Here is a 22,443-nt window from a genome sequence, read left to right as displayed (position 1 = left end):
GAGTTCCGGTCGGTCGGAAGCGGCCGCCGCTAAGCCATGAAACTGGCGCTGTGGCCTAATGGGTGTGAAGCGTGTGACGATTTTGGGCGGGCAAGCGGGCGGCAACTATAATGATTTTCTGGGCGGGGGCGGTGAAATGGGCGATCGCATCGCCCAGTTCGACTGGTCCGTCACCAGCATCGGCACGATCGATATATGGCCAACCGCCATGAAAAGCATGCTGGCCTTCGTGCTGCGATCGCCGGTGCCAATCGTCACGCTTTGGGGCGACAAGGGCGTGATGATCTATAATGACGCCTATCGCACGTTCGCGGGCGGCCGTCATCCCGCTCTGCTGGGCACCAATGTCCTGGAAGGCTGGCACGAGGTTGCCGACTTCAATGCCAATGTGATGCAGAAGGTATATCGCGAGGGAGGGACGTTGTCCTACCAGGATCAGGAATTGACCCTGATCCGCGACGGCACGCCCAAGCAATTATGGACAGACCTGGAATATTCCCCTGTTCTTGATGAGGACGGCACAGCGATCGGCGTGGTGGCGATCGTCATCGAGACTACCGAGAAGGTGCTGGCGAACCGCCGCCTTCAGGATGATCGCAACAGGCTCTGGGCGATATCGCGCGACCTGCTGCTTGTCTGCACGTTCGACGGACGGATCACTGCGGTCAACCCGTCCGCCACGCGCATGCTGGGCTGGGCGGAGGACGAGATGATCGGCCATCAGCTCGCCGAGTTCATCCACCCTGCCGACCTGGATCGCACTAGTCAGGAGATTGAGAAACTAGGCGAAGGCATCACGACGCTGGCGTTTGAAAATCGCTATCGCATGCGCGATGGGGGATACCGGCTACTCGCCTGGACGGCTGTGCCTGACGCGGGCCGTATCCACGCCGTCGGCCGCGACATCACCGAAGAACGGCACATGGCGCGAGACCGGGATCGCATCTGGAACCTGTCGCCGGTACTAAAGGTCGTGACCGACACGCAGGGCCATATCACCGACGTCAATCCGTCATGGACGCAGAAGCTGGGCTGGTCGCGCGAAGAGACGCTGGGCAGGCGCAGCACTGACTTTATGGTGGAGGATGAAAACAGCTGGCAGCAGCGAGTAGATTCCTTGCGCGAAGGCATGCCGCTGCTGGATTATCGCACCACCTTGCGAACAAAGGATGGCGACCAGCGGATCATTCAGTGGACGACGGTGCCGGAAAACGACACCTTCTATGGATTCGGGCGCGACATCACAGCAGAGGTCGAGGCCGCTGCCGCGCTGGCCGAGGCCGAAGCAGCGCTCCGCCAGTCGCAGAAGATGGAGGCGGTCGGGCAGCTGACAGGTGGCATCGCCCATGACTTCAACAATCTTTTGCAGGGGATCACGGGCAGCCTTGAGATCGTGCAGCGGCGAGTTGCCCAAGGGCGCGTCGATGAGCTGGACCGTTTCATCAGTGGCGCGTCCACTGCAGCCAACAGGGCGGCTGCGCTGACGCATCGCCTGCTGGCATTTTCCCGCCGCCAGCCGCTCGATCCCAAGCCCGTGCGTGTCAATGCGCTGGTCGCATCCATGGAGGATCTGCTCCGGCGCACGAGTGGCGAAAGGATCGAATTGGAGTTCGTGCTGGCAGGTGGGCTGTGGGTCACCAAATGCGACCCGAACCAGTTGGAAAGCGCCATCCTGAACCTCGCGATCAATGCCCGTGACGCGATGCCGGATGGGGGCAAGCTGACCATCGAAACCTGCAATGCGCATCTCGACCGCGCCTATGTCGCTCGCCAGCGGGGCGTTCGGCCCGGGCAATATGTCTGCCTCTGTGTCAGCGACACAGGCATCGGCATGAGTGCTGATACCATCAGCAAGGCATTCGAGCCATTTTTCACCACCAAGCCGATCGGGCAGGGCACCGGGCTTGGATTATCGATGATCTATGGGTTCGCGCAGCAGTCCGAAGGCTATGCGAAAATCTATAGCGAAGTGGGTCAGGGCACGACGTTCAAGCTGTACCTCCCCCGTCATCATGGCAGCGCAGAGGATGAGGAGGCGCTTCCCGAACCCGGCCCGATGCATCATGCGGAGGAGGGTGAGGTCGTGCTGGTCGTCGAGGATGAGTCGGTCGTGCGCGGGCTGATCCTGGAAGAATTGCATGAACTCGGCTACGCCGCGCTGGAGGCTGTCGATGGCACAAGCGGCCTGGAAATGCTGCGGTCAAAGCGGCGGATCGACCTGTTGATCACCGACATCGGATTGCCGGGGCTGAACGGCCGCCAACTGGCGGATGCGGCGCGGGAATTGCGGCCGTCGCTCAAGGTCCTGTTCATGACCGGCTATGCGGAAAATGCTGCCCTTGCATCGGGTTTTCTGGAGCCCGGTATGGAGATGATCACGAAGCCCTTCGCCATGGAAGCGCTGGCCACCCGGATAAGGTCGATGCTTACCGACGCATCCTGAGCCAAGCCGGACGGGATCATCACTCAATACCACGGTGGATCATGGCATGATCCCATCGCCGACTTGTTTGAAGGTGAACTTGCGGCGGCCGTCCCGCTCGCGATAGCCTGTGTCCAGCACGATCGCCCGTAGACAGGCGACACAGATGCAATGGCTTCGGCTCGAGGGAAAACAAGCCTCAAGAGGAGAGAGAGATGACGGACATTCTGATCCGTGGCGGCACTGTGATCGACGGAACAGGCGCGCCCGGCTATCCTGCCGACGTACGCGTGGCAGGCGGCAGGATCACCGAGATTGGCGCGGGCCTGACCGCCGCCGCCGGTGAGGAGGTCGTTGACGCTGACGGCTGCTATGTGACGCCGGGTTTCATCGAGAGCCATACCCATTATGACGCGACGATGTGGTGGCAGCCGGACCTTGATCCGCTGCCCGGCAATGGCGCGACTACGGTCATTCTGGGCAATTGCGGATTTAGCGCCGCGCCGCTTTCGAAGGAAAAGGCCGCGCAGTTGGAGATGATCAAGATCTTCTCCTTCTTCGAGGATATCCCGCTGAAGCCGTTCCTTCAGAACGTCCCCTGGGATTGGGAGAAGTGGTCGGAATATAAGGCGTCCATGGCGCGCAACATCAGCCTGCCCGCCAATTATTCCGCCTTCGTCGGTCATATCGCCCTGCGCCTTGCGGCCATGGGCGTCGAGGCATGGGACCGCGCGGCGACTCCACAGGAAATCGCCCGCATGGCCGAACTGCTGGAGGACGCGCTGGCCGCTGGCGCTCTTGGCCTGTCGGACAATCTGCACGACCATGACGGCGACGACCGCGCCATTCCCACATTGCTTGCCGATGATGCGGAGTTCGAAGCGCTGTTTTCGGTAATGGAACGTCACCCCGGCACCACCTATCAGGTCATCATTGACACCTTCATGCGCAAGACCGGGCCAGAGAGCCTGGAACGGCTTGGGCGATTGACCAAAGGCCGGGCGATCCGGATGCAGGTGGCAGGGGCTGTCCCGACGCTGGAATTCCAGAAGGATATTCTGCCTCGGTTGCAGGACACGCTTGCTAAGCTGAAGGAAGAAGGGATCGATGTGTGGCCCGGCTATGCGCATGTTTCGCCGACCAGCACGCTCAGCCTCGTCAAGTCGCTGATCTTTGCCCAGTCCAATGATTATATCTGGCATGAGGTCGTCCTCGCCGAGACGCATGAGGAAAAGGCGCGGTTGCTGGCTGATCCCGATTGGCGGGCGCGGGCGCGGGAGAGCTGGGACACCAAGGCCTGGCCGCATTCGCCGATGAACAATCCGCAGGACCTTTATCTGCTGGACAGCGAAAATGGCGCGGGACCGGTAGGTGGGACGCTGAAGGAGTTTGCGGAAGCACGCGGGCTGCACCGTTCTGACGCGATGGCGCAGTGGATCCTTGAAAATGGCACCAAATCCACGGTGCACATGGCTCCATTCCCGAAGGATGAGGAGCTGACGATCCAGCTGATGCTGGACCCGCAGACGGTCGGCAATATCTCCGACGCTGGCGCGCATCTTCAAATGCTGTGCGGCGGCGGCGAGAATATCCTGCTCTTCACCAAATATGTCCGCGAAGGGCTGCTCACCTTGGAGCAGGCGATCCATGTGAAGACGGGCAAGCTCGCCAATTTCTTCGGCCTGCATGACACGGGCGAGATCAAGGTCGGCCGCCGCGCTGACATTGCCGTGTTCAATCTGGGCGAGGTTGAATATCGCAACATGGAGAAGCGGTTCGACGTGCCCGATGGTGACGGAGGCACGACGTGGCGCTTCACCCGCCCGGCCGCGCCGATGCGGCTCACGCTGGTGAATGGCGTCAAGACCTTTGACGGCAGCAGCTACACCGGCGCTCGTCCGGGTGAATATCTGCAACCGACGGCGGCGGCGAATGACGCGCTGGCTTCGTTGGAAGCGGCCGAGTAAAAGAAGGGGATGCGGGAGGCTGACGTCTTCCGCATCCTGCCTTGCGAGAAGGGGATGGGGGTTGGCTAAATTCGGTGCTATCGACCAGATCGGCATTTTGGTGGAAAATCTGGATGCCAGCATCGATAGCTGGATCAGTCACTCAGGCGTGGGTCCCTGGACGGTATTCCGCAATGTCGCCCTGGACGGTGAATATTGCGGCCAGCCGACGCGGGTGACGATGCATGTCGGATTATCCTATCAGGACGGTGTGCAGATCGAACTGATCGAGGCGACGAATGATGCCCCGTCGCCCTATCGTTCCGATGATGGCGAGCGATTGCTAGGGCTTCATCATGTCGCCCGCATAGTTGATGATCTGGACGCCGCAGTCGAAACGGCGGTGGAAGGCGGCATGGAATTGCTGTTCACCGCCCATAATCCCGCGACGCGCGTCGCCTATCTGCGCGCTCCGGGTCAGCCCGGGCAGTTGTTCGAATTTATCTGCGGCGCGGACATGCGCGGCATGTGCGATGCGGGGATAGCCGCTGCTCGTAACTGGGACGGAGCCGATCCCGTCTCTGTGATTGACTTCGCCGCCGTCTGACGGCGACTTTCCCATGATTTGACAGCATAAGAGCTATGCGCTGCCCCTGATTTACAGGGACAGCGCCGCTTGGATTTATTCCGCCGCCATGGAGGTCATGCCTTGGTGGTTTGGTCTCGGGTCTTCGCTGATCGCGGTGGTCCATGCCCACTCACCTGACTTGGGCGGGTTGGTGATGCCGAACTCCTCGCGAATGTCCTGCACCTGCCAATCGAGATAGTCGCGATAGGGGATGAGGAAGAGCGGATGCTTCCAGTTCCGGCCCTGCGCCGCGCCGATGTCCTCCGCTTCAAGTTCCACCTTGACCGCCTCTGGATAGAAGAGGCCGCTCTTCATCATCGTCTTGGCACGCAGATAAGAGCTGACCCGGTTGAAGAAGGACGCGAGTTCGGGCACGAAATATTGATAGAGCGCCCGCATATTGGCTGCGATAAGGGCAACCTCGCCGGCATGATTGGTCTCAAAGCCGGTGATCATATGTTCAATGTCATGGGTATGAGTCCGCTCCTTCATGTAGAAGTCGAAGTCGGTCTTGATCTCCATGCCCTGGAAGAAATGGTCCATATTATAGCCGCTGTTAACGACAAAGTCGTAGATCACGGCTCGGAGGGTTCCGGGTTCCGCGCCTGCAAGCTCCTCGGTCTTGAACAGTGATACCTTCTTTCCGTCCAGCCATGATTTGAACTCGGGTAGCCGTGCTTTTTCTTCCTCGAACAGCTGGAAGATGCGGGGCCAGTCCTCCAGTTCCATCAATATTTTCACGACATCCGGGATATAGGCGGTATTAGGTAGTTCCGCGCCGTTCCGCCGCAGCATTTCCTGTGCGATCAAAGCCCGCAATTGCGGATGGTTGAGATAGGGCGAGGAACTTATCAGGACCGAGCTTTCGGTCGTGAAACCCGGCCCAGAGCCATTATAATATGCAAAATCCGCGCTGCTGACGCGCGCTGAAATGTCGTTTTCCATCATCTCTCTCCTCTACATTCTGTCTTCAGAAACTTACCCCAAGCTCGACACCATAGGTCCGCCCACGCTCGTAGCTGGTTATGAGTTGCAGGACGGGCGATCCGAATGGATTATATTGCTGGTTGAACAGATTCTGGCCGAACAAAGAGAGCGACGCCTTCGCTCCGCCCAAGGGCATGTCCACCCAGCCGATCCTTCCATCCACCAGCCAATATGCCTTGGTGTAGGCGTAGCGATTCAGGTCGGCGCTATTGCCTGCAAGGTCGAAGAAAGGTGTCGAGACCAGTGGCGCGCGGCTGCGATAACGCCCGTCCACCCGAGCCGAGATATGGCCGCCCATGTTCATGTCCGGGCTGTCATACTGGACGGAGGCGCGGCCCTGCCATTTGGAGGCGAAAGTGGTGCGTGCAATATCGGCAACTTCGACCCCGTTCAGGATGAAGCTCTTATAATCAAGGTCAGTATAGCTCAGATTGCCGCTGAGCGTTACCCCCCGTACCGGAACCAGGTCCGCCTCAAGCTCGAAGCCCTTGATGCTCGCCTTGCCCGCATTGTCGAAGAACTGGCGGCCGTTGATGAAGTTCTGGGTCTGAAGGTCCTTATAGTCGCTGTAGAACAGGGCGATGTTGGTCCGCAGCCTGTTGCCCCAGCTTTGCGTCTTCAGGCCAAGCTCATAGGCGGTCAGCGTTTCCGGCTTATAGGGGATGCCGCTCAAGATGCCGCCAGTCACGTAGCCGGTGGAGACCTTGCCATAGGCGGTTACATTATTGTTCGGCCTCCATGTCAGGATGGCCGCCCAGGTCGCCTTCTTGTAATCGACCTTATAGTCACCGACGCCCAGCTGCCCGCCTTGGCCGCCTGATACCGCGAAGATCCGGTTTTCGCGCTTGTCGATGGTGTAACGCAGGCCGCCGGTCAGATCGAGCGTGTCGGTCAGATGGTAGGTGAGCTGGCCATAGGCTGCGTAGCTGTCATTGATGGCGCGGGTGCGGGTCAGGCCGCTGCCGAATATGCTGTCGAGCGATGGGTTGAAGTCCGCCGCATCAATGACTCCGTCGCCATTGATGTCGAAAGGCAGCTGTCCGACGGGAAGCCCGGGTATCACTCCCACGGTCGATGTATTTAGGACGACGCCGTTCGCAACGGGCTGGAAAATACCCAATATGTCGGTCGCGGGCGTGTTTTCATGGAAGTAAAAGAGGCCCGCAGTCAGGTCGAATGCTTCAGATGTGACCTGGACCTGAAATTCCTGGGTGAATTGTTTCTGACTGGTTGATCGGGATGTTAGCAGGGAAAAGAAGGAGTCGTTGGGTCCCGGCGCATTAGCGGGATCAAGTACGCCCGCAACATTGCCAGCCAGCAGTGCCTGCAGTTGTGCGGTCGTGAAGCGCAGGCCGCCTGTGGCGCCAAGGTCGTAGATGTTCGGGTCCTGTCGGAACTTGCGATAGGCAGTGATGCTCTTGATCGTGATCTCATCGCTCACGGGATAGGTGAAAGTGAGGCTATGCCCTTGCGTCACCACATGTTCCGCGCTTGTGGCGTTGGCAACTGAGGTCAGCCGGTCGGTCGAGATATTGGTGATCCCGCCGAACAGCGGTTGGAAAGCGATGATCGGCGCCAGCAATTGGCCTGATGCATCCGGGATGACGCCGAAGCTTTGTATCGCGCGGCCGGTGGAACGGGCGTCGGTATAATCGAAGCGATAGTCGGCAGTGAGGTCGCCCAAATCCAGTCTTGCCGCGACGCCTATACCATCGACATTGCGTTCGCCCAGCCGGTCGGCAATGCGTTGCACGCCGAAGGACGGATCGCGCTGGCGCAGGTCTATCGTGCGGCCCCCCAGCCGGTTGCGATAATCGCCCTCAATCTCGTCGTGCAGATAGGACAGCTTGACCGACAAAGGGCCAAAGGCGGGCAGATCGACGGAGACTTTCGTGCGAAACGCATCGTAATTGCCATAGGAAATGGTCCCGCGAACGCCGAACTCACCCGATGGAGCTGCCGTCACAAGGCTGATCGCGCCGCTGGTGGCGTTGCGACCGAACAGGGTTCCCTGTGGGCCGCGCAGCACTTCGACGCGTTGAATGTCGGAAAGATCGAAAATCGATCCAACCGTACGCCCGATATAGACGCCGTCCAGATAGATGCCTACCTTTGGATCCACGGCATTGTTGGAGGTGCCGGACGCCACGCCACGTATGATGATGGTGGGATTGGATTGCAGGCCCTGCGTGTTGATCTGAAGGCTGGGCGCCAGTCCAGCAAGGTTGCGGACATTGGTGACGCGCAGCTGGTCGAGTTGCTCCGCGCCGATGGCGGTCACGGCCACGGGCACCTTTTGCAGGCTCTCCTCGCGCCTTTGCGCCGTCACTATGATGTCGGCCAGCTGCCCTTGAAGACTGGCCTGCCCGGCCGGGTCGGCAGTCTGCGCCAGGGCCGCTGTCGTGGCGAACGATGATATGCCCGCTAACGAAACGGCAATGAATGAACGCATGGCAATCCCCTTCCTTTCGTCGGGCGATGCCATCCCTCGATACGGCCGCACTCCCTGTTAAGAGCCCGGACCTTCGACCGCGACCAAATGCGCCTATGCGCATCCGGCAACGGACGTTTGGCGGTGTGCCGCCATTATCTTCTTCCTGATGCAGCCTGGTCGCCGGCACATGGTCGCGAGCCCTTTCTGCATCCTCTCCTGATAGCGTCAGCCAACGATCAGCTCTTCGGCCGCGCTATCTTGTTTGCATGCAGCGTGTCTTGAAATGATCCCTTCGTCAAGCACCATCAGCGATCAACGTGGTATGAGCGGAGTGACTGGCGACGCCACCGCCAGGATGGCGTGCCATTCGCCCGGCAGAGCGGACGTGCGGCGGTCCACCTGCGCGATTTCACGCAGTTCTGCCCTAAACCGTTCGATCCGTTCAGCAACGCGCGCGATGCCGACGGGCGAAAGTTTAACGGTTTCGACCCCGAAGATCGTGTCGGGATCGCCATAATCCAGATTGAAGAACAGATGCTTCATATGCTGCTCAAAATGTCGCCGCATTGGTTCGCGTTGCCATACGTGCGCGGGATCTAGCCGTGCGCGGAGCCGTCCTCCAGGCAGCCGGTCGATGAGGGCCAGCCTTTCCAGCCTTTCGACATGCTGTGCGATATGTTCGGGCGGAATGCCGAACCCCTCCTCTGCCTCGGAAACCGGCCATCCCGTGACAATGATGAAGAAGACAGTCGATAATTCCGGGCTGGCGGTCAGCGCCTTTTCCTGGGCGAGCGTGAGCTTGTCGGATGACCGGTCGCGGACAGCCGCCTCTTCGGCGATTTCGGTAAGGGTGGTATCGGCGAGAGCGCACAGTTGCGACAAGGTGCGCAGGCCAAGGCCCCGGCCGTGCAGCCATCTCTTCACCGTGGCGGTGCCCACACCCAGCTTTTGCGAAACATCTGCCTGGGTGAGTCCCGCTGCTCTCAATCGGCGGCGCAGCGCCGCGAGCAGGAGTTCATGTTCCATGCCGAAGGGGTCGCTGGAGGGATGAGGGGGGCTCATCAGATGATCCTCTTCGCTGCTCGGAGGATGATGTCTTCCAGCCATGGCGCTAGATTGCGGACTGCGATGTTTGATCGCGGACGTTTCCGTGATCGATATCCATCCCTCGACTCTTCGGCTGCACGATTACCGTGCAGCCGAAGCTTGTTACCTTTCCAGATCATGGTCTCTCCAGCTTTTGTCTTTCGTAGAAGGGTAAGGGGCAGGATGCAGCTTACAAGACGGAAGTGAGCGCATCGTTCGCTCTGGAACATTTTCCTGTCGCAATCGGCCATGCTTGAGCATAGCTTTGACGAAGATGCTTGAGGCCGTCCGCCATGTTGGTCAGGCGGTGATCAATTCTGGCAGGAGAGGTGGACTTATGACCCAGTTTTTCGACGATCTTCAGGCGCGGCTGGATAAGGAAGATGTGTCGGACTGGGTCCTCGTCAGTCAGGAGATGATCGACCAGTTCGCGGGAGCGACGAAGGATCACCAATATATCCATGTCGATCCGGAGCGCGCGAAGCAGTCTCCTTTCGGCGGGACGATTGCTCACGGGTTCCTGACGCTTTCCCTTCTGCCCTATCTGTGTGCGGATGCGCGCGGCGACATCGTCCCGGATGGCGCGACCGAAATCAACTATGGCAGCAACAAGCTCCGTTTCCTGTCGCCGGTCCGGTCGGGCAAACATGTGCGTGGCAGGTTCAAGTCGCTGGAGGTCGTCGAAAAGCGGCCAGGCCAAATACAACTTACCACAGAAGCCACCGTGGAGATCGAGGGCGAGGACAAGCCTGCGCTGATCTGCGAATGGATTACCCAGTTCAAGCTTTGAACCAAAGCCCCGCCAATCCGTTTGTGCCTGACCAGACACAAACCGGAAACAAAAATGACAGCGACCAAGGGAGAGAAACCCCGCATCAAGCCCTTCAAGGGGCCTGCGGGAGGTTGGGGTTCGGTGCGGTCGCTGGCCGAGATTCTGCCTCGCGAACATTTCCCGGCGGAGGGGATGCGGGAACTGGCGCGGCAGAACAAGCCCGATGGTTTCATGTGCGTCAGTTGCGCCTGGTCGAAACCGGCGAGCCCGCATCCTGCCGAATTTTGCGAAGAGGGCGCAAAGGCGACCGCGTGGGAACTGACGAAGCTTCGCACGACGCCTGAATTTTTCCTGGAGCATGACGTTACCAGCCTGCGCGGTTGGCGGGACTATGATCTGGAACAGCATGGACGGCTGACGCACCCGCTGCGCTATGATGCAGCTGCGGACAAATATGTGGCCTGTTCATGGGAAGAGGCTTTCGACGCCATCGCTGCGAAGTTGCGGCTGATGGATCCCAAGTCGGTGGTGTTTTATTCCTCCGGGCGCACGAGCCTGGAGGCCTCGTACATGTATGGGCTGATGGCACGCATGTACGGCAACCAGAACCTGCCTGACAGTTCGAACATGTGTCATGAATCGACCTCGGTCGGTTTGAAGGCGGCGATTGGGGAAGCGGTTGGCACGACCCAGCAGAAGGATTTCGATGATTGTGACGCAATCTTGTTCTTCGGCCAGAATGTCGGGTCCAATTCACCTCGCATGCTCCACGACCTGCGCTGCGCGCGGAAGCGGGGTGTCGAGATCATCACATTCAATCCCCTGCGCGAACGTGGTCTTGAGCGGTTCACCGATCCACAAAATCCGATCGAGATGGCGACGCTCAAAGAGACAGGCATATCGACCCAATATCATCAGGTGAAAGCGGGCGGCGATATCGCTGCGATGATGGGTCTGGCCAAGTTCCTGATCGAGTGGGACGATGCCGCCAAGGCGGTCGGCGATCCTTCCGTACTGGATCACGAATTTATCGAGCAGCATACGAAGGACTTCCACCTGTTCGCGGACAAGGTGCGCGCGACCGGTTGGGATGCGATTGAACAAGAGTCCGGCCTGAGCCGTTGGAATCTGGAGCAGGCGGCGCGGGTTTATGCGCGGTCCAAGGCAGTGCTGGGCATCTACGGCATGGGCCTCACCCAGCATGTGAAGGGCGTCGAAAATGTCCGGATGCTCGTCAACCTGCTCCTGCTGCGGGGTAATATCGGCAAGCCGGGTGCTGGGCCGACGCCGGTGCGTGGTCACAGCAATGTCCAAGGGCAGCGCACCGTTGGCATTACGGAGAAGACGGAACTCGCGCCGGTCGAGAAGTTGAAGGAGCTTTATGGCTTTGATCCGCCAACCGAAAAGGGATTGGACACCGTCGAAACATGCACGGGCATAGTCGATGGGTCGGTTCGGGCCTTTGTCGGCCTTGGCGGCAATTTCCTCCGCGCAATACCCGATACGGAGAAGATGGAAGCGGCCTGGCCCGATCTGGATCTTACTGTCCACATCGCGACGAAGCTCAACCGCAGCCATCTTTTCCCCGGACATGAGGCGTGGTTGCTCCCCTGTCTGGGCAGGATCGAGCAGGATGTTCAGCAGAATGGCCCGCAAGCCGTGTCGATGGAGGATTCGACCAGCTGTATCCATGGCTCGCTGGGCAAGGCCGAGCCCGCCAGTCCGCACCTGTTGTCCGAACCGGCTATCGTCGGCGCGATCGCCAAGCGCCTGCTGCCGCATAACCCGCATGTGGATTGGGACAGCTGGGTCGCGGACTACGCCCGGATCAGGGACGCGATCGAGGCGACCTATCCTGAAAAATTCAAGGACTTCAACAAGCGGTTGTTCGAGCCGGGCGGCTTTTGGAAAGGCAATAAGGCGGCCGAGCGGATCTGGCAGACGCCTAGCGGCAAGGCGGAGTTCCTGCCGCCTTCTGGCCTGTCCGCCACCGGCTTTGAGGACAAGGCCGGGCAATATCGGTTGATGACCCTCCGTTCCAACGACCAGTTCAACACGACCATCTATGGCTATCATGACCGGTTTCGCGGGGTGAAGGGCACACGCGATGTTGTGTTTATGAATGCTGAGGACATGATGGCGGAAGGCGTGAAGGAAGGGGATGTGATTGCCCTTGAAGCGCCGTCACCAGATGGGCGCGTGCGTCGGCGGCCGGGCCTGATCGCCACGGTCTACAATATTCCGCGCGGGTGCCTTGGCGCCTATTATCCCGAGTGCAATGTGCTGATCCCGATCGAGCACCATGCCGAAGAAAGCCATGTCCCCGCGGCCAAATCGGTGCCGGTGGTTATCAGAAGGGAGGGATGAGCCTGCCTTGCATGCGATTATGTTCTGGTTGGATCATCGGGATGATCTTTCTGGCCGGTTGCAGCGCCGAGCAGCGCACGCTGGTAGCCGCGCAGCCGACCTCCCCACCCACCGGACCTGATGATCCACGGATCGCAGCGATCAGGGGCAATCTCTACCAGATTTCGCAGGGGGGGCGCTATTTCACCTGGTATGGCTGCACCTCCTGCCATGGGGAGCCCAAGACGAGCTGGCCGCCGCGGCTGCCGTTCGTCACCTATTATGCGCGCATCGGGCATAACGGATATGACCGGAAGATAGCTGCGGAACAAAGATGGCAGATCAGCGCCTATCTGAATTCGCTGACCGTCACCGACGCGGCCAAGCGGCATCGGCAGGCCGTGGATCAGAAGGGCGAGCCGACCGCCGGACAGTGGCAGGGGCCGTTATGAGGGCCTTTGCTCTCATTACCCTGTTGCTCGCGGGATGCGCCGGGCAGCAATCCGCGATGCATGTCGCAGGCGATCAGGCGGCAACGTTGATGTCCCTGTTCCGATTGATGATGTGGGTATGCGGCATTGCCTATCTGCTGGTCATTCTGTTCCTCGGCTGGGGGCTGATCCGCAGACGATCGGCGGCGGATACGAGCGAGCAGCCTTATCACAAGCTGATGGCGGGATGGGTCGGGTTCATACTGCTCGGCCTCATCCTGCTGGTAGTTGCGAGCTTCCTTGCCGACCGGTCGCTGGGGCAGAGGCCGCACGTGCCGTTGCAGGTGCGCGTCACCGGGCATCAATGGTGGTGGCGCATCGAATATCAGGCGGGAAATGGGCGGCGGATAGAGACCGCGAATGAACTCCACCTGCCCGCTGGCGTGCCCGTGCTGCTGGAACTGCGCGCGGCGGATGTGATCCATAGTTTTTGGGTGCCCAACCTTGCGGGCAAGATGGACATGATCCCGGGCAAGATAAACAGAATGACCGTGACCGGCCGCACGAACGGCTGGTTCAGGGGGCAATGTGCCGAATTTTGCGGGACGCAGCATGCCAATATGGCGCTGGCCGTGAAGGTCGAGCAGGTCGGTGAGTTCGAGCGCTGGCTCGCTGAACAGGCGCGGCCTGTGTCGGCCGAGGAAGGCGTGGCTGCTGGGCGTAAGATCTTCGAAAGCGCCAGTTGTGCGGTTTGCCATCAAGTGCGCGGCACCGAGGCGCGAGGGCGGGTCGGGCCTGATCTCACGCATGTGGCATCCCGCCGGACCATTGCAGCTGGGACCGCGCCGATGACCCATGGCAGCCTGCGCGGCTGGATCATTCAGCCGCAGGCGATCAAGCCGGGGACGTCGATGCCCCCGAGCGACCTGTCGCCGCAGGACGCCGAAGCCGTCGCCAGCTATCTGGAGACGCTGCGATGAGCCAGCACCATGAGCAGCTTCAGGCGACATGGTCGGACCCGCCCGGCATCTGGGGCTTCCTGACCACCGTCAATCCGCGCCGGATCGCCGCCCGATATGTTCTGACGGCGATGGCGTTGCTGATCCTGTCAGGACTTCTGGCGCTCGACATGCGGGTGCAGCTCAGCCAGCCGCAGATGCACCGGATGACGGCGCAGCTTTATAATGAATCCTTTGCGCTGCACGGGTCCACCATGTTGTTTCTGGTGTCCGTGCCGGTCATGGAAGCCATGGCCATGTGGCTGGTGCCTTTGATGCTGGGGCAGCGGACAATGGCATTCCCGCGGCTCAATGCCTTCAGCTACTGGCTCTACCTGGGCGGGGTGATGATGCTGTGGGTGCCGCACACGCTGGGCGTGACGCCGGACCTGGGGTGGTTCGAATATCCGCCACTCTCGGGCCCATCCTATTCGCCCGGCCACCGCGCCGACATCTGGGCGCAGATGATCACCTTTACGGAGGTGGCGGCGCTGGCAGTGTCGGTCAATGTTGCGGTCACGATCCTGAAGATGCGGCCGCCCGGCATGACGCTGGCGAAGATGCCCGCCTTTCTCTGGGCCATGCTGGTGTCGGCGGTGATGACGATTATCGCCTTGCCGGCGGTGATGCTGGTGACGTCGATGCTCATCGCGGACCGGCTGGTATCCACCCATTTCTTCAGTCCGGCTGGCGGCGGCGACGTGCTGTTGTTCCAGCACCTCTTCTGGTTCTTTGGCCATCCTGAAGTCTATATCATCTTCCTGCCGGGAGTAGGCTTCGTGTCGGCGATCGTCGAAACCTTCTCCCGCCGCCGCCTGTTCGGGCATGTGCCGGTTGTGCTGTCTATGCTGGCCATCGCGATCCTGGCCTTCGGACTGTGGGTGCATCACATGTTCGCCGTCGGCCTGCCGAAGGTCGGTAACGCGCTGTACACGGCAGCGAGCATGGCGATCGCCTTGCCTGCCGGTATCCAGATATTCTGCTTCATCGCTACGATCGCACTTGGCAAGCCAAGTTACCGCACGCCATTGCTGTGGATCATCGCGTTCATCCTGACCTTCGTGGTCGGCGGGCTGTCCGGCATCATGACGGCGTCGGCGCCGCTCGACCTGCAGCTCACCGACACCTATTTCGTGGTCGCGCACCTTCACTATGTCCTGATCGGCGGAGCGATGTTCCCGCTATTTGGCGCTTTCACCTATTGGTATCCCAAGGCGACGGGTCGGTTGATGTCCGATGGCTGGGGCATCGTCAGTTGCGCGCTGATCGTTGGCGGCTTCAACATCGCCTTTTTTCCGATGCACATATTGGGCCTGATGGGCATGCCACGCCGCATCTATACCTATGGGCCGGAGATGGGCTGGAGTGATCTCAATCTGGTGGCAACCGGGGGAACCGTCATCGCTTCGGTGGGAGCTTCGATCTTCGTGGCGAACGCGTTGATCAGCTATTGGCGCGGGAAAAGATCAGGCGCGGACCCCTGGGGCGGGTCGACGCTGGAATGGGCAACCCGTTCGCCGCCGCCCAACTATGCCTTCGCCGATGTGCCGGTGGTGAAGAGCGCGGCGCCGATGTGGGACAATCCGCTTGAGCCCTTCCCGGTGATGCGGGGTCTTTCCAGCCGATGCCGGGAAGCGCTGGTCACGTCCCTGGTGGACGCCAATCCCCAATATCGCCAGCCAAGTCCCGGGCCGTCCATCTGGCCGCTGGTTGCCGCGCTGGTGACATCGGCCTTGTTCGTGGGCAGCATCTACACGCCTTGGGCGCTGGTTTGGGGTGCTGTGCCGCTGGCGCTGGTGTTGACGGCCTGGTTCTGGCCCACGCGGCCACGGCGGAAGGAGGCGCAGGCATGACCGATCGGCCAGTCTATGTGCAGGGGGACCTGTCGAGCTTGCCGGAGAGCAAGGATGGACCGGCGGGCCTTGCCTGGTGGGGCAATGCCGGTTTCATGCTGATCGAAGGAACCGCCTTTCTGTTGGCGGGCGGGTCTTATCTCTACCTGATGGTGGCGGGTCCCGATTGGCCGCCGAAGGGGTTCGCGCCTCCGCAGCTGGTCTGGGGCATCGTCTTCACGATCGGGCTGTTGCTCAGTGAAATTCCGAACCGTTGGCTGATCAAGAAGGCCAGGGCGAGGGATGAAAGGGCTGTGCGCATCGGCATCATCATCATGACGCTGGCCGCGTTTCTCCTGTTCATACCACGTGCGTTGGAGTTCACGACGCTGGGGCTGCGCTGGGATGAGCACGCCTATGGATCGGTGCTGTGGATGCTGATGATCCTGCACACGGTTCATCTGATCACCGACTGGGGAGACACGCTGGTGCTCGCGCTCTGGCTGCACACGCATGAGGTGGACGACCGGCAGTTTGCTGATGTGGAGGACAATGCGAATTACTGGCGGTTCGTCGAGCTTAGCTGGCTGCCGCTTTATGCCTTGATCTACTGGGCGCCGAGGCTGGCATGAGCAGGGACGCGCGCTACGCCATCCTTTTCGCCGGGCCTCCGCTCCTCTGGTTCGCGAGCCAGCAGGGGATCAGCTTTTTCCTGCATGCCTGGTGCCGGGCGGGCACATATTGGCCGGGCGCTGGGATTGCGCTGTTCCTGCTGATCGCTGGCGCCGCTTCCTGGGGGCTGGTGAGGCTGGCGCCGGGGAAATGGGGCGCGTTGTTGTGGGTGGGGATATTCTTTTTGGCGTTGATGTTCCAGGCTCTGGCTCTGCTGATCCTGGAGGGGTGCCTGGCATGAGGCGCGTTCCCGGCAGCTTGTGGCTTGTAGCGGTGTTGGCTGGCTTTGGGGCCGTGGGGGCGATTGGCAGCTTCGCCGTGCAACAGCGGCAGGAGATGAGCAGGCAGGAAGAGCATGCGCAGGCACTTACGGGCGGCGTTGTGGAACGGGGCGAGCGGGCGATCGTGGCGAGGCAATGTAGCGCCTGTCATGAGATACCTGGCATAGCGGCATCGCGTGGGGCGGTGGGCCCCTCCCTGGCTGGCTTTGCCGCGCGCAAGACCGTGGCGGGGGTGCTGCGGAATGATCCGGACGCGCTGGTGCGATGGATTCGCTATCCGCAATCGGTGGTGCCGGGCAACGCCATGCCGAACATGGGCATAGGGGAGAAGGAAGCGCGCGACATCGCCGCTTATCTCTATACCCTTTCGCCCAGGGAAACATAGGCTGGCCCGTCATCCTGCTGTTCGGCAAGCATGTGCCAGGCGTAGAAGAGGGCGGCGGCGAGATAGAGCGTGCCGCCGGGAATCCACATGAGGATGCCTGCAAGCTGCTGGTCGTCGAGCGGGCTCAATCCCCATGGCTGGGTTGTCAGCCAGTGCGGGCGGTAGAGGGCGCTTTGGGCGAAGGCGAGCAACGCGCCGAGCAAGCTCATCTGCATCATGGTTGCGAACAGGGCGATGATACGGCCGGGGAGTTCCGAGCGGGCGAGAGCGTGCCAGAAGCCGGTGGCGGTAAGAAGGATGCTGAGTTGCATCAGCCAGAAGGCGGCGGAATTGGACAGCGCCAAATCATATGCTGGCGGAGCGTGCCAGAACCAGAGGACCAGCGCCTGAAGAACCGTCCAGCTGGCGAGCGATCCGCGTTTGGGGAGCATGGCTGCCGCGCGGGCGAGCAGGGGGGCGGCTATCAGGATCAGGACGAGATGATGGACTGACCGGGCGGAAAAGAGAGCCGAGCCGATCGCGCAGAAGGGGGAAATATAGAGGATCGCCCAGATGCCGGTGAAGGCGATCGCGGGTTTTCGGGAAGGGGGAGGAAGGCGCAGGGAGAGGAAGAGGGCGCCGGCGATGGCCAGCAGCAATAGCGGGTCCCAGTTCCACCGGGTCCAGAACTCCGCGGGCAGGGGAGCGGTGCCGCAATAGGGGGTGGGATTTTCCAACCGGGACGATCCTCTGTTTCCGTCACCAAGTCGTGAGGGGGAGGATCGTTCCCATGAAGGAAGTGGTGAATTGAAAGGGTTTTGGAGATTTGGGGCCGAAAATTGACCTGAAGGTCAGGATTCAGGCGGCGCTGTTGGCGGCGTGGATGCCGAAGGCCATGCGGGCGGCGTTGAGGGTATATTCATATTCTTCGCTGCCCGGCACGAGATCATGCCAGTTCTTGTGCGATATTGCAGCGAAACTGTCCTGCCAGATTTTGCAGGCGACCAGTTGTATTTCGGTTTCCTTGGGCGCGCGCTGCGCTTCCAGGCAGTCGCGCAAGATGGCGTGAAAAACGGCGCCCCGCAAAGGTGGGTGGGTCATGGACATCCTCTCCTGGCAACTGATTCTTTGTCCAGATTGCCGTAGGGGAAAGTTGCACAGCGGCGAAAGCCCGTCAACCATAGCCCAAAATTTCCACGCTGAAGTTCATGGCCTTTAACCTATTTAAATAAAGACTTTCCGGCTTTTACTTTACGAACACTTCCGTCCCATAAGTAAGTCGTTGATCGCGAAGGCCGGTCTCTTGCCAATGACCAGCCTTCGCTTCCCATTGTCAGAAGAGGAACTTGATCCCGCCGCGCACCGTTCGCGGTTCGACGACGCGGCTCAGCCGTCCTTCGACCGGCTCCGCATCGGCGGCGGGGATGTAGGATTCGTAATAATAGGCGATGTCCTTGTCCCGGCTGCCCAGGATATTGAGCAGTTCGGCATAGATCTGCACCCGCTTCCCCTTCCAGGCGGCGCGGGCATTGACGACAGTGCTGCCGGGATCGCGCACGCTATTATCCTCGATCAGGGGAGAGGGCCCGAGATGGCGGACGCGGATGCTGGCTTCCCATGGATCGAGGACGATAGCCGCCCCGGCGGACGCTGCATTCCTGAAGGCGTTGGGGATATGATCGCCATTGGTGTAGCGGCTGTGGCTGGCGGTGTAATTGCCGTCGAAGGCAAGCCAGGGGAGTGGCCGCCAGAAGGCGACAAGCTCATAGCCATGGCGGCGGCTGGCTCCGCTGGGTTCGACCGCGTTGGAATCGCCGACGAAGCGCAACTCGCTTCCGACGTTCAGCCACCAATAGGTTGCGGTGAAGGTGAAGCCGGGAAGCTGAAGGCGGCCGCCCAGTTCCTTGCCGGTGCCGCGCACGAGCATGGGAACAGGCGTGTCCACATTGACCGCGCCGCGCGCGTCATTGGAATGGAAGCCCCGGCCCCAATTGGCATAGAGTTCGACCTGCGGCGTGATCGCCCACGCGGCCGACGCCTTGGGCGAGACGAGCGTGTCCGAACCGCTGCCTTCACCCAATGCGGCGGCAACGGCGTCCCGGCTGCGGACATCATAATGATAATAGTCGCCGCGCACCCCGCCGGTGATGCGCAGGCCGGGAAGGGGCGTGACGGTCGCTTCGCCATAAAGCGCGGCCGAGCCTTGGTTGACGCGATAGCGGCCAAGCGAGGAGAGGAAAGCGCGCCCTGCGGTTCGGTTGACGCCGACATTGCCGATCGCGTCATAACGGTTTTCCGTGCCGAGCTTCAGTTGCAGCGCGGGATCGGCATCCCAGCGCTTTTCGCCCGTGAAACCGAGGACCCAGCGGCGGTCGAATTGCTGTATCTGCGCGCTGGTGCCGTCGGGGTCGGTGTAGGTGGGGTTGGAGAACATCGTCCAGTCGTAGAACTGGGCGTACAGATTGGCGCGCCATGTCGGCTGAATGGTGGCGAGATTGCCGATAATGCGGGTGGTTTCACCGCGCGCGGACGGATCGGGCGAACAGAAGATATCGGGGCAGAGCGGCGTGCCGACGATGCGCTCAGGGATTTGCTCGGTCGGGCGCCATGTCGCGCGATAGGCGTGGAGCGTGGCGTCGATCTTTCCGGCCCCTGTGGGGAGCGTATATTTGGCGAAGCCCGCATAATGGCGCAGATGTTCAGGCTCCTGCCATGGCCCGTCATAGGCCTTGGCCTGCGCGACCAGGGTGAGATCGCCCGCGCCCGCCCTTACCGTCCCGCCCGACGCCAGCCTGCGCCAGCCGAAGGATCCGCCCTCCGCCGAGACCCATGGCCGGTCATAGCCGTCGATCGTGGTCATATAGGCCGCGCCTGCAAGCGCGAAGTCGCCGCCATCGGCGCGATAGGGACCTTTGCGAAAATCCTCCCGCGCGATGATTTCGGGGATGAGCCCATTGAGGTCGAGATAGCCCTGGCCGTGGCCATGGCTGCGGAAATTCATCTGAACCGCGTCGATATAGGTGGTGAAGTCCGACCCATGGTCGAGGTTGAAGCCGCGCAGGAAATATTGATTGGCCTTGCCGCTGCCCGAATGCTGGGCCGCGACCATGCCCGGCACGGCTTCGAGCAGTTCGGCGACGCGCAGCAGCGGGCGGACGAGAAGGTCAGCACCACCGACGCTGCCTTCGCTCGCCGCATGGGCGGTGCCGATCTTGTCCTCGCCCCGGCCGAAGACGATGATGGCGCTGGCGTCTTCGCCCGCATCGGCCGCTTCGGCGGCAAAGGCTGGCAGGGGGAGGAGAGTGGCGGTCAGCGCCCAGGCGGCGCGGTGGAAATGATCGGGAAGTTTCACATCATGCACTCCGGGCGTCTGGCGACATCCGGCAAGAGACCTGTCGTCAGGCGACGACCGGCGCACGCCGACGGCCGGACGCCCCCAAGGCGGCCGCCAGCGTCACCGAAGCGGCCTCTTGCCGCTCGTTCGTCGCTCAGACGGAGTTCACCGTGCCGCGGCCATCCCCTGGACCAAGGCAAGAGCGACCAGACGCTGGCAGGTATCCTGGCTCGCGGGTCATCGCTTGATGCACGGCCTTCCCAGGCCTCGCAGGATTTAGCGTCCGGCCCAGTGACTTGCCCCAACCTGCCTGTGAGGTGGGGCGATGTGCATCGCGCTCGCCGCTTACAGTTGCAGGGACAGCCCTGGCTTGGGGAGGCGGATGCCTCCTTCACCATGTTCCCTTTTAAGCCTCTTTCGAGGCACCGGCGCGATCATGCCCGGGGGGTTGCCCCGGGTGAGGGGGCGATAGCGGAGGTGGGGGTGTGGGGCAAGGGGGGTGGTGGGGATTGCTCCCTCTCCCCTTTAGGGGAGAGGGGTGGGGAGAGGGGGCGACGGCTGAGCTTTGTGTTCCCCTCTCCCGCCTTCGCTTCGCTCGGCACCCTCTCCCCTGAAGGGGAGAGGGAATTGGGGGTGCTGGGCCTTCGCGCCAATCAGTTCAGGGTCGTGCAGCGTTCTCGCTGGAGGCGGAGGGCCATGGCCTGGTAGCGGACGGCGCGTTCATTGTGGAGGGCGATGGTTGCCTGGTCGGCGCCGCGCAGGCGGGCTTCCCTGGCTTGCCGCGCTTCCTGGGCGGCGCAGGCGGAAAAATGTGACGCGTCATTGGGGCGCATGGCCCATATCCTCTCTCAAGTTTCTTATGGCTCGAACGATAACATCGGCCTGTTTCCCGCTGCAATTACGCAGGTTAACGCCGGAAAGCTTCTATTTTTTGACAGGAGCCTGGCGAATTTTCGCATAATGGAATTTTGGCTTTTCAGCGGGTTGAGCGGGAGCCCGCCTACCTTTTTCTGTCAACCGCCCCTGTTCCACGGCGCGTCGCGGAAGCTTTCGCGCAAGAATGCGATGAAGGTGTCCACGGCGGCAGGGCGGCCCGCCGCGCGGGGGTGGACGGCGTGGACGGCGAGGTCGGCGGGGCCTTCCCAAGGTTCAAGGACGCGGACGAGGCGTCCGTCCGCGATTAGATCGCCCACGTCCCAGAGCGAGCGCAGGGCGATGCCGACGCCGGTAAGGGCGAGTTCGCGCACGATTTCGCTGCTGTTGGTGCGGACATGGCTTTGGCCGTCGATCAGCTTGCGCGCGCGCCCGTTGACCAATCGCCATGGCAATTGTCCTTCGGCGGCGAGCAGAAGGTGGCGCGAGAGGTCGGCGATCCTTTCCGGCGTGCCGTGGGCGGCGAGATAGGCGGGGCTGGCGCAGAGGATGCGGCGGTTGGCGGCGAGATGATGCCCCTCCAGATGGGCGGGAATGTCGCTGGTGATGCGGATCGCAAGGTCGATCCGTTCAGCGAGCAGGTCTTCATAGGCGTCGGACAGGTTGAGTTGGAGGTCGACGCGCGGATGCTGTTCCAGGAAGCGGCCGACATGGGGGGCGACATGGAGGCGGCCGAAGGAGGTGGGGGCGGAGATGCGCAACGGGCCGGATGCGGCGCGGTGGCGGTTGGTGACGCGTTCTTCCGCCTGGGCAATGGCGTCGAGGATTGCGACGAGGTCGCCGTGAAGGCTGGCGCCCTCTTCCGTCAGGGCGAGGCGGCGCGTGGTGCGGTGGATCAGGCGGACGCCGAGGCGGGCTTCGAGGCGAGAGAGACGTTTCGACATCATCGCGGGCGAGATGTTGAGCATGCGGCCAGCGGCTGAGAGGCTGCCTGCTTCCACCGCGCGGGCGAAGAGAAGATAATCGGGGTCCATCGA

19 protein-coding genes and 1 riboswitch are annotated in these 22,443 nt (G+C 61.4%); of the genes, 11 read left to right on the top strand and 8 right to left on the bottom strand.

The window, feature by feature from the left end; translation table 11 throughout:
- Positions 1 to 58 precede the first annotated feature (58 nt).
- The 3 genes from SPHS8_RS16000 (at position 59) to SPHS8_RS15990 (ending at position 4,975) form a co-directional block, all read left to right on the top strand.
- Entirely contained in the window at positions 59 to 2,443 is a 2,385-nt protein-coding gene (locus SPHS8_RS16000) for a PAS domain S-box protein (RefSeq protein ID WP_201516421.1), read from the top strand.
- Positions 2,444 to 2,637: 194 nt separating this feature from the next.
- On the top strand, positions 2,638 to 4,389 hold the full coding sequence (locus SPHS8_RS15995) for an N-acyl-D-amino-acid deacylase family protein (protein WP_201516420.1): 1,752 nt from the start codon (positions 2,638 to 2,640) through the stop codon (positions 4,387 to 4,389).
- A gap of 61 nt (positions 4,390 to 4,450) precedes the next feature.
- Positions 4,451 to 4,975, top strand: coding sequence for a VOC family protein (locus SPHS8_RS15990; RefSeq protein WP_236575217.1), 525 nt, complete (start codon positions 4,451 to 4,453; stop codon positions 4,973 to 4,975).
- A 75-nt stretch (positions 4,976 to 5,050) separates the two neighbouring features.
- Here SPHS8_RS15990 and SPHS8_RS15985 read toward each other — a convergent pair whose 3' ends face one another.
- The 3 genes from SPHS8_RS15985 to SPHS8_RS15975 form a co-directional block, all read right to left on the bottom strand.
- A complete protein-coding gene (locus SPHS8_RS15985) occupies positions 5,051 to 5,944 on the bottom strand; it encodes a Coq4 family protein (protein WP_236575216.1) in 894 nt (297 codons plus the stop codon).
- Between the two features lie 22 nt (positions 5,945 to 5,966).
- A complete protein-coding gene (locus tag SPHS8_RS15980; RefSeq protein WP_201516418.1) occupies positions 5,967 to 8,435 on the bottom strand; it encodes a TonB-dependent receptor in 2,469 nt (822 codons plus the stop codon).
- Between the two features lie 294 nt (positions 8,436 to 8,729).
- Entirely contained in the window at positions 8,730 to 9,479 is a 750-nt protein-coding gene (locus SPHS8_RS15975) for a helix-turn-helix domain-containing protein (RefSeq protein WP_097093269.1), read from the bottom strand.
- A 361-nt stretch (positions 9,480 to 9,840) separates the two neighbouring features.
- Between SPHS8_RS15975 and SPHS8_RS15970 the strand changes: the two genes are divergently transcribed.
- The 8 genes from SPHS8_RS15970 to SPHS8_RS15935 are packed head-to-tail and all read left to right on the top strand — an operon-like array spanning position 9,841 to position 17,220.
- On the top strand, positions 9,841 to 10,293 hold the full coding sequence (locus SPHS8_RS15970) for a MaoC family dehydratase (RefSeq protein ID WP_201516417.1): 453 nt from the start codon (positions 9,841 to 9,843) through the stop codon (positions 10,291 to 10,293).
- Between the two features lie 54 nt (positions 10,294 to 10,347).
- The gene (locus tag SPHS8_RS15965; protein WP_201516416.1) at positions 10,348 to 12,642 is read left to right on the top strand and encodes an FdhF/YdeP family oxidoreductase; all 2,295 of its coding nucleotides are present in this window, start codon (positions 10,348 to 10,350) and stop codon (positions 12,640 to 12,642) included.
- 41 nt (positions 12,643 to 12,683) lie between these two features.
- Positions 12,684 to 13,073 carry a hypothetical protein gene (locus SPHS8_RS15960; RefSeq protein WP_201516415.1) on the top strand — a complete coding sequence of 130 codons (390 nt, stop codon included), beginning with the start codon at positions 12,684 to 12,686 and terminating at the stop codon, positions 13,071 to 13,073.
- Positions 13,070 to 14,032, top strand: coding sequence for a cytochrome c oxidase subunit II (gene coxB, locus SPHS8_RS15955; RefSeq protein ID WP_201516414.1), 963 nt, complete (start codon positions 13,070 to 13,072; stop codon positions 14,030 to 14,032). Before SPHS8_RS15960 ends, coxB begins: the two co-directional genes overlap by 4 nt.
- Positions 14,029 to 15,903: a cbb3-type cytochrome c oxidase subunit I gene (locus SPHS8_RS15950; RefSeq protein ID WP_201516413.1), complete on the top strand. Its 1,875-nt coding sequence runs from the start codon at positions 14,029 to 14,031 to the stop codon at positions 15,901 to 15,903. The genes coxB and SPHS8_RS15950 overlap by 4 nt, the downstream gene beginning before the upstream one ends.
- Positions 15,900 to 16,514 carry a cytochrome c oxidase subunit 3 gene (locus SPHS8_RS15945; RefSeq protein WP_201516412.1) on the top strand — a complete coding sequence of 205 codons (615 nt, stop codon included), beginning with the start codon at positions 15,900 to 15,902 and terminating at the stop codon, positions 16,512 to 16,514. The genes SPHS8_RS15950 and SPHS8_RS15945 overlap by 4 nt, the downstream gene beginning before the upstream one ends.
- Positions 16,511 to 16,795: a hypothetical protein gene (locus SPHS8_RS15940; RefSeq protein WP_201516411.1), complete on the top strand. Its 285-nt coding sequence runs from the start codon at positions 16,511 to 16,513 to the stop codon at positions 16,793 to 16,795. Before SPHS8_RS15945 ends, SPHS8_RS15940 begins: the two co-directional genes overlap by 4 nt.
- Complete coding sequence (locus SPHS8_RS15935) at positions 16,792 to 17,220, top strand: c-type cytochrome (protein WP_201516410.1); 429 nt, start codon at positions 16,792 to 16,794, stop codon at positions 17,218 to 17,220. The genes SPHS8_RS15940 and SPHS8_RS15935 overlap by 4 nt, the downstream gene beginning before the upstream one ends.
- Here the strand turns inward: SPHS8_RS15935 and SPHS8_RS15930 are convergent.
- The 5 genes from SPHS8_RS15930 to SPHS8_RS15910 form a co-directional block, all read right to left on the bottom strand.
- Entirely contained in the window at positions 17,193 to 17,936 is a 744-nt protein-coding gene (locus SPHS8_RS15930) for a cytochrome c oxidase assembly protein (RefSeq protein WP_201516409.1), read from the bottom strand. The two genes, SPHS8_RS15935 and SPHS8_RS15930, sit on opposite strands and share 28 nt — an antisense overlap.
- A gap of 121 nt (positions 17,937 to 18,057) precedes the next feature.
- The gene (locus SPHS8_RS15925; protein WP_141397879.1) at positions 18,058 to 18,300 is read right to left on the bottom strand and encodes a hypothetical protein; all 243 of its coding nucleotides are present in this window, start codon (positions 18,298 to 18,300) and stop codon (positions 18,058 to 18,060) included.
- A gap of 232 nt (positions 18,301 to 18,532) precedes the next feature.
- A complete protein-coding gene (locus SPHS8_RS15920) occupies positions 18,533 to 20,491 on the bottom strand; it encodes a TonB-dependent receptor (RefSeq protein WP_236575223.1) in 1,959 nt (652 codons plus the stop codon).
- Positions 20,492 to 20,731: 240 nt separating this feature from the next.
- Positions 20,732 to 20,978, bottom strand: a riboswitch (cobalamin riboswitch).
- 208 nt (positions 20,979 to 21,186) lie between these two features.
- A complete protein-coding gene (locus tag SPHS8_RS15915; protein WP_201516408.1) occupies positions 21,187 to 21,366 on the bottom strand; it encodes a hypothetical protein in 180 nt (59 codons plus the stop codon).
- A gap of 180 nt (positions 21,367 to 21,546) precedes the next feature.
- Positions 21,547 to 22,440, bottom strand: a complete 894-nt coding sequence (locus SPHS8_RS15910) for a LysR family transcriptional regulator (RefSeq protein ID WP_201516407.1) — start codon at positions 22,438 to 22,440, stop codon at positions 21,547 to 21,549.
- Positions 22,441 to 22,443: the final 3 nt, after the last annotated feature.

It is taken from the genome of Sphingobium sp. S6 (assembly GCF_905120495.1).
Classification (GTDB): Bacteria; Pseudomonadota; Alphaproteobacteria; order Sphingomonadales; family Sphingomonadaceae; genus Sphingobium; species Sphingobium agri.
This window is presented reverse-complemented; position numbering and strand designations above follow the sequence as displayed.

Bases quoted from the DNA above. Each gene is read 5' to 3' on its own strand.
- SPHS8_RS16000 (WP_201516421.1), top strand. From the start codon at position 59: ATGGGTGTGAAGCGTGTGACGATTTTGGGCGGGCAAGCGGGCGGCAAC.
- SPHS8_RS15995 (WP_201516420.1), top strand. From the start codon at position 2,638: ATGACGGACATTCTGATCCGTGGCGGCACTGTGATCGACGGAACAGGC.
- SPHS8_RS15985 (WP_236575216.1), bottom strand. From the start codon at position 5,944: ATGATGGAAAACGACATTTCAGCGCGCGTCAGCAGCGCGGATTTTGCA.
- SPHS8_RS15980 (WP_201516418.1), bottom strand. From the start codon at position 8,435: ATGCGTTCATTCATTGCCGTTTCGTTAGCGGGCATATCATCGTTCGCC.
- SPHS8_RS15975 (WP_097093269.1), bottom strand. From the start codon at position 9,479: ATGAGCCCCCCTCATCCCTCCAGCGACCCCTTCGGCATGGAACATGAA.
- SPHS8_RS15970 (WP_201516417.1), top strand. From the start codon at position 9,841: ATGACCCAGTTTTTCGACGATCTTCAGGCGCGGCTGGATAAGGAAGAT.
- SPHS8_RS15965 (WP_201516416.1), top strand. From the start codon at position 10,348: ATGACAGCGACCAAGGGAGAGAAACCCCGCATCAAGCCCTTCAAGGGG.
- SPHS8_RS15960 (WP_201516415.1), top strand. From the start codon at position 12,684: ATGATCTTTCTGGCCGGTTGCAGCGCCGAGCAGCGCACGCTGGTAGCC.
- coxB (WP_201516414.1), top strand. From the start codon at position 13,070: ATGAGGGCCTTTGCTCTCATTACCCTGTTGCTCGCGGGATGCGCCGGG.
- SPHS8_RS15950 (WP_201516413.1), top strand. From the start codon at position 14,029: ATGAGCCAGCACCATGAGCAGCTTCAGGCGACATGGTCGGACCCGCCC.
- SPHS8_RS15945 (WP_201516412.1), top strand. From the start codon at position 15,900: ATGACCGATCGGCCAGTCTATGTGCAGGGGGACCTGTCGAGCTTGCCG.
- SPHS8_RS15940 (WP_201516411.1), top strand. From the start codon at position 16,511: ATGAGCAGGGACGCGCGCTACGCCATCCTTTTCGCCGGGCCTCCGCTC.
- SPHS8_RS15935 (WP_201516410.1), top strand. From the start codon at position 16,792: ATGAGGCGCGTTCCCGGCAGCTTGTGGCTTGTAGCGGTGTTGGCTGGC.
- SPHS8_RS15925 (WP_141397879.1), bottom strand. From the start codon at position 18,300: ATGACCCACCCACCTTTGCGGGGCGCCGTTTTTCACGCCATCTTGCGC.
- SPHS8_RS15915 (WP_201516408.1), bottom strand. From the start codon at position 21,366: ATGCGCCCCAATGACGCGTCACATTTTTCCGCCTGCGCCGCCCAGGAA.
- SPHS8_RS15910 (WP_201516407.1), bottom strand. From the start codon at position 22,440: ATGGACCCCGATTATCTTCTCTTCGCCCGCGCGGTGGAAGCAGGCAGC.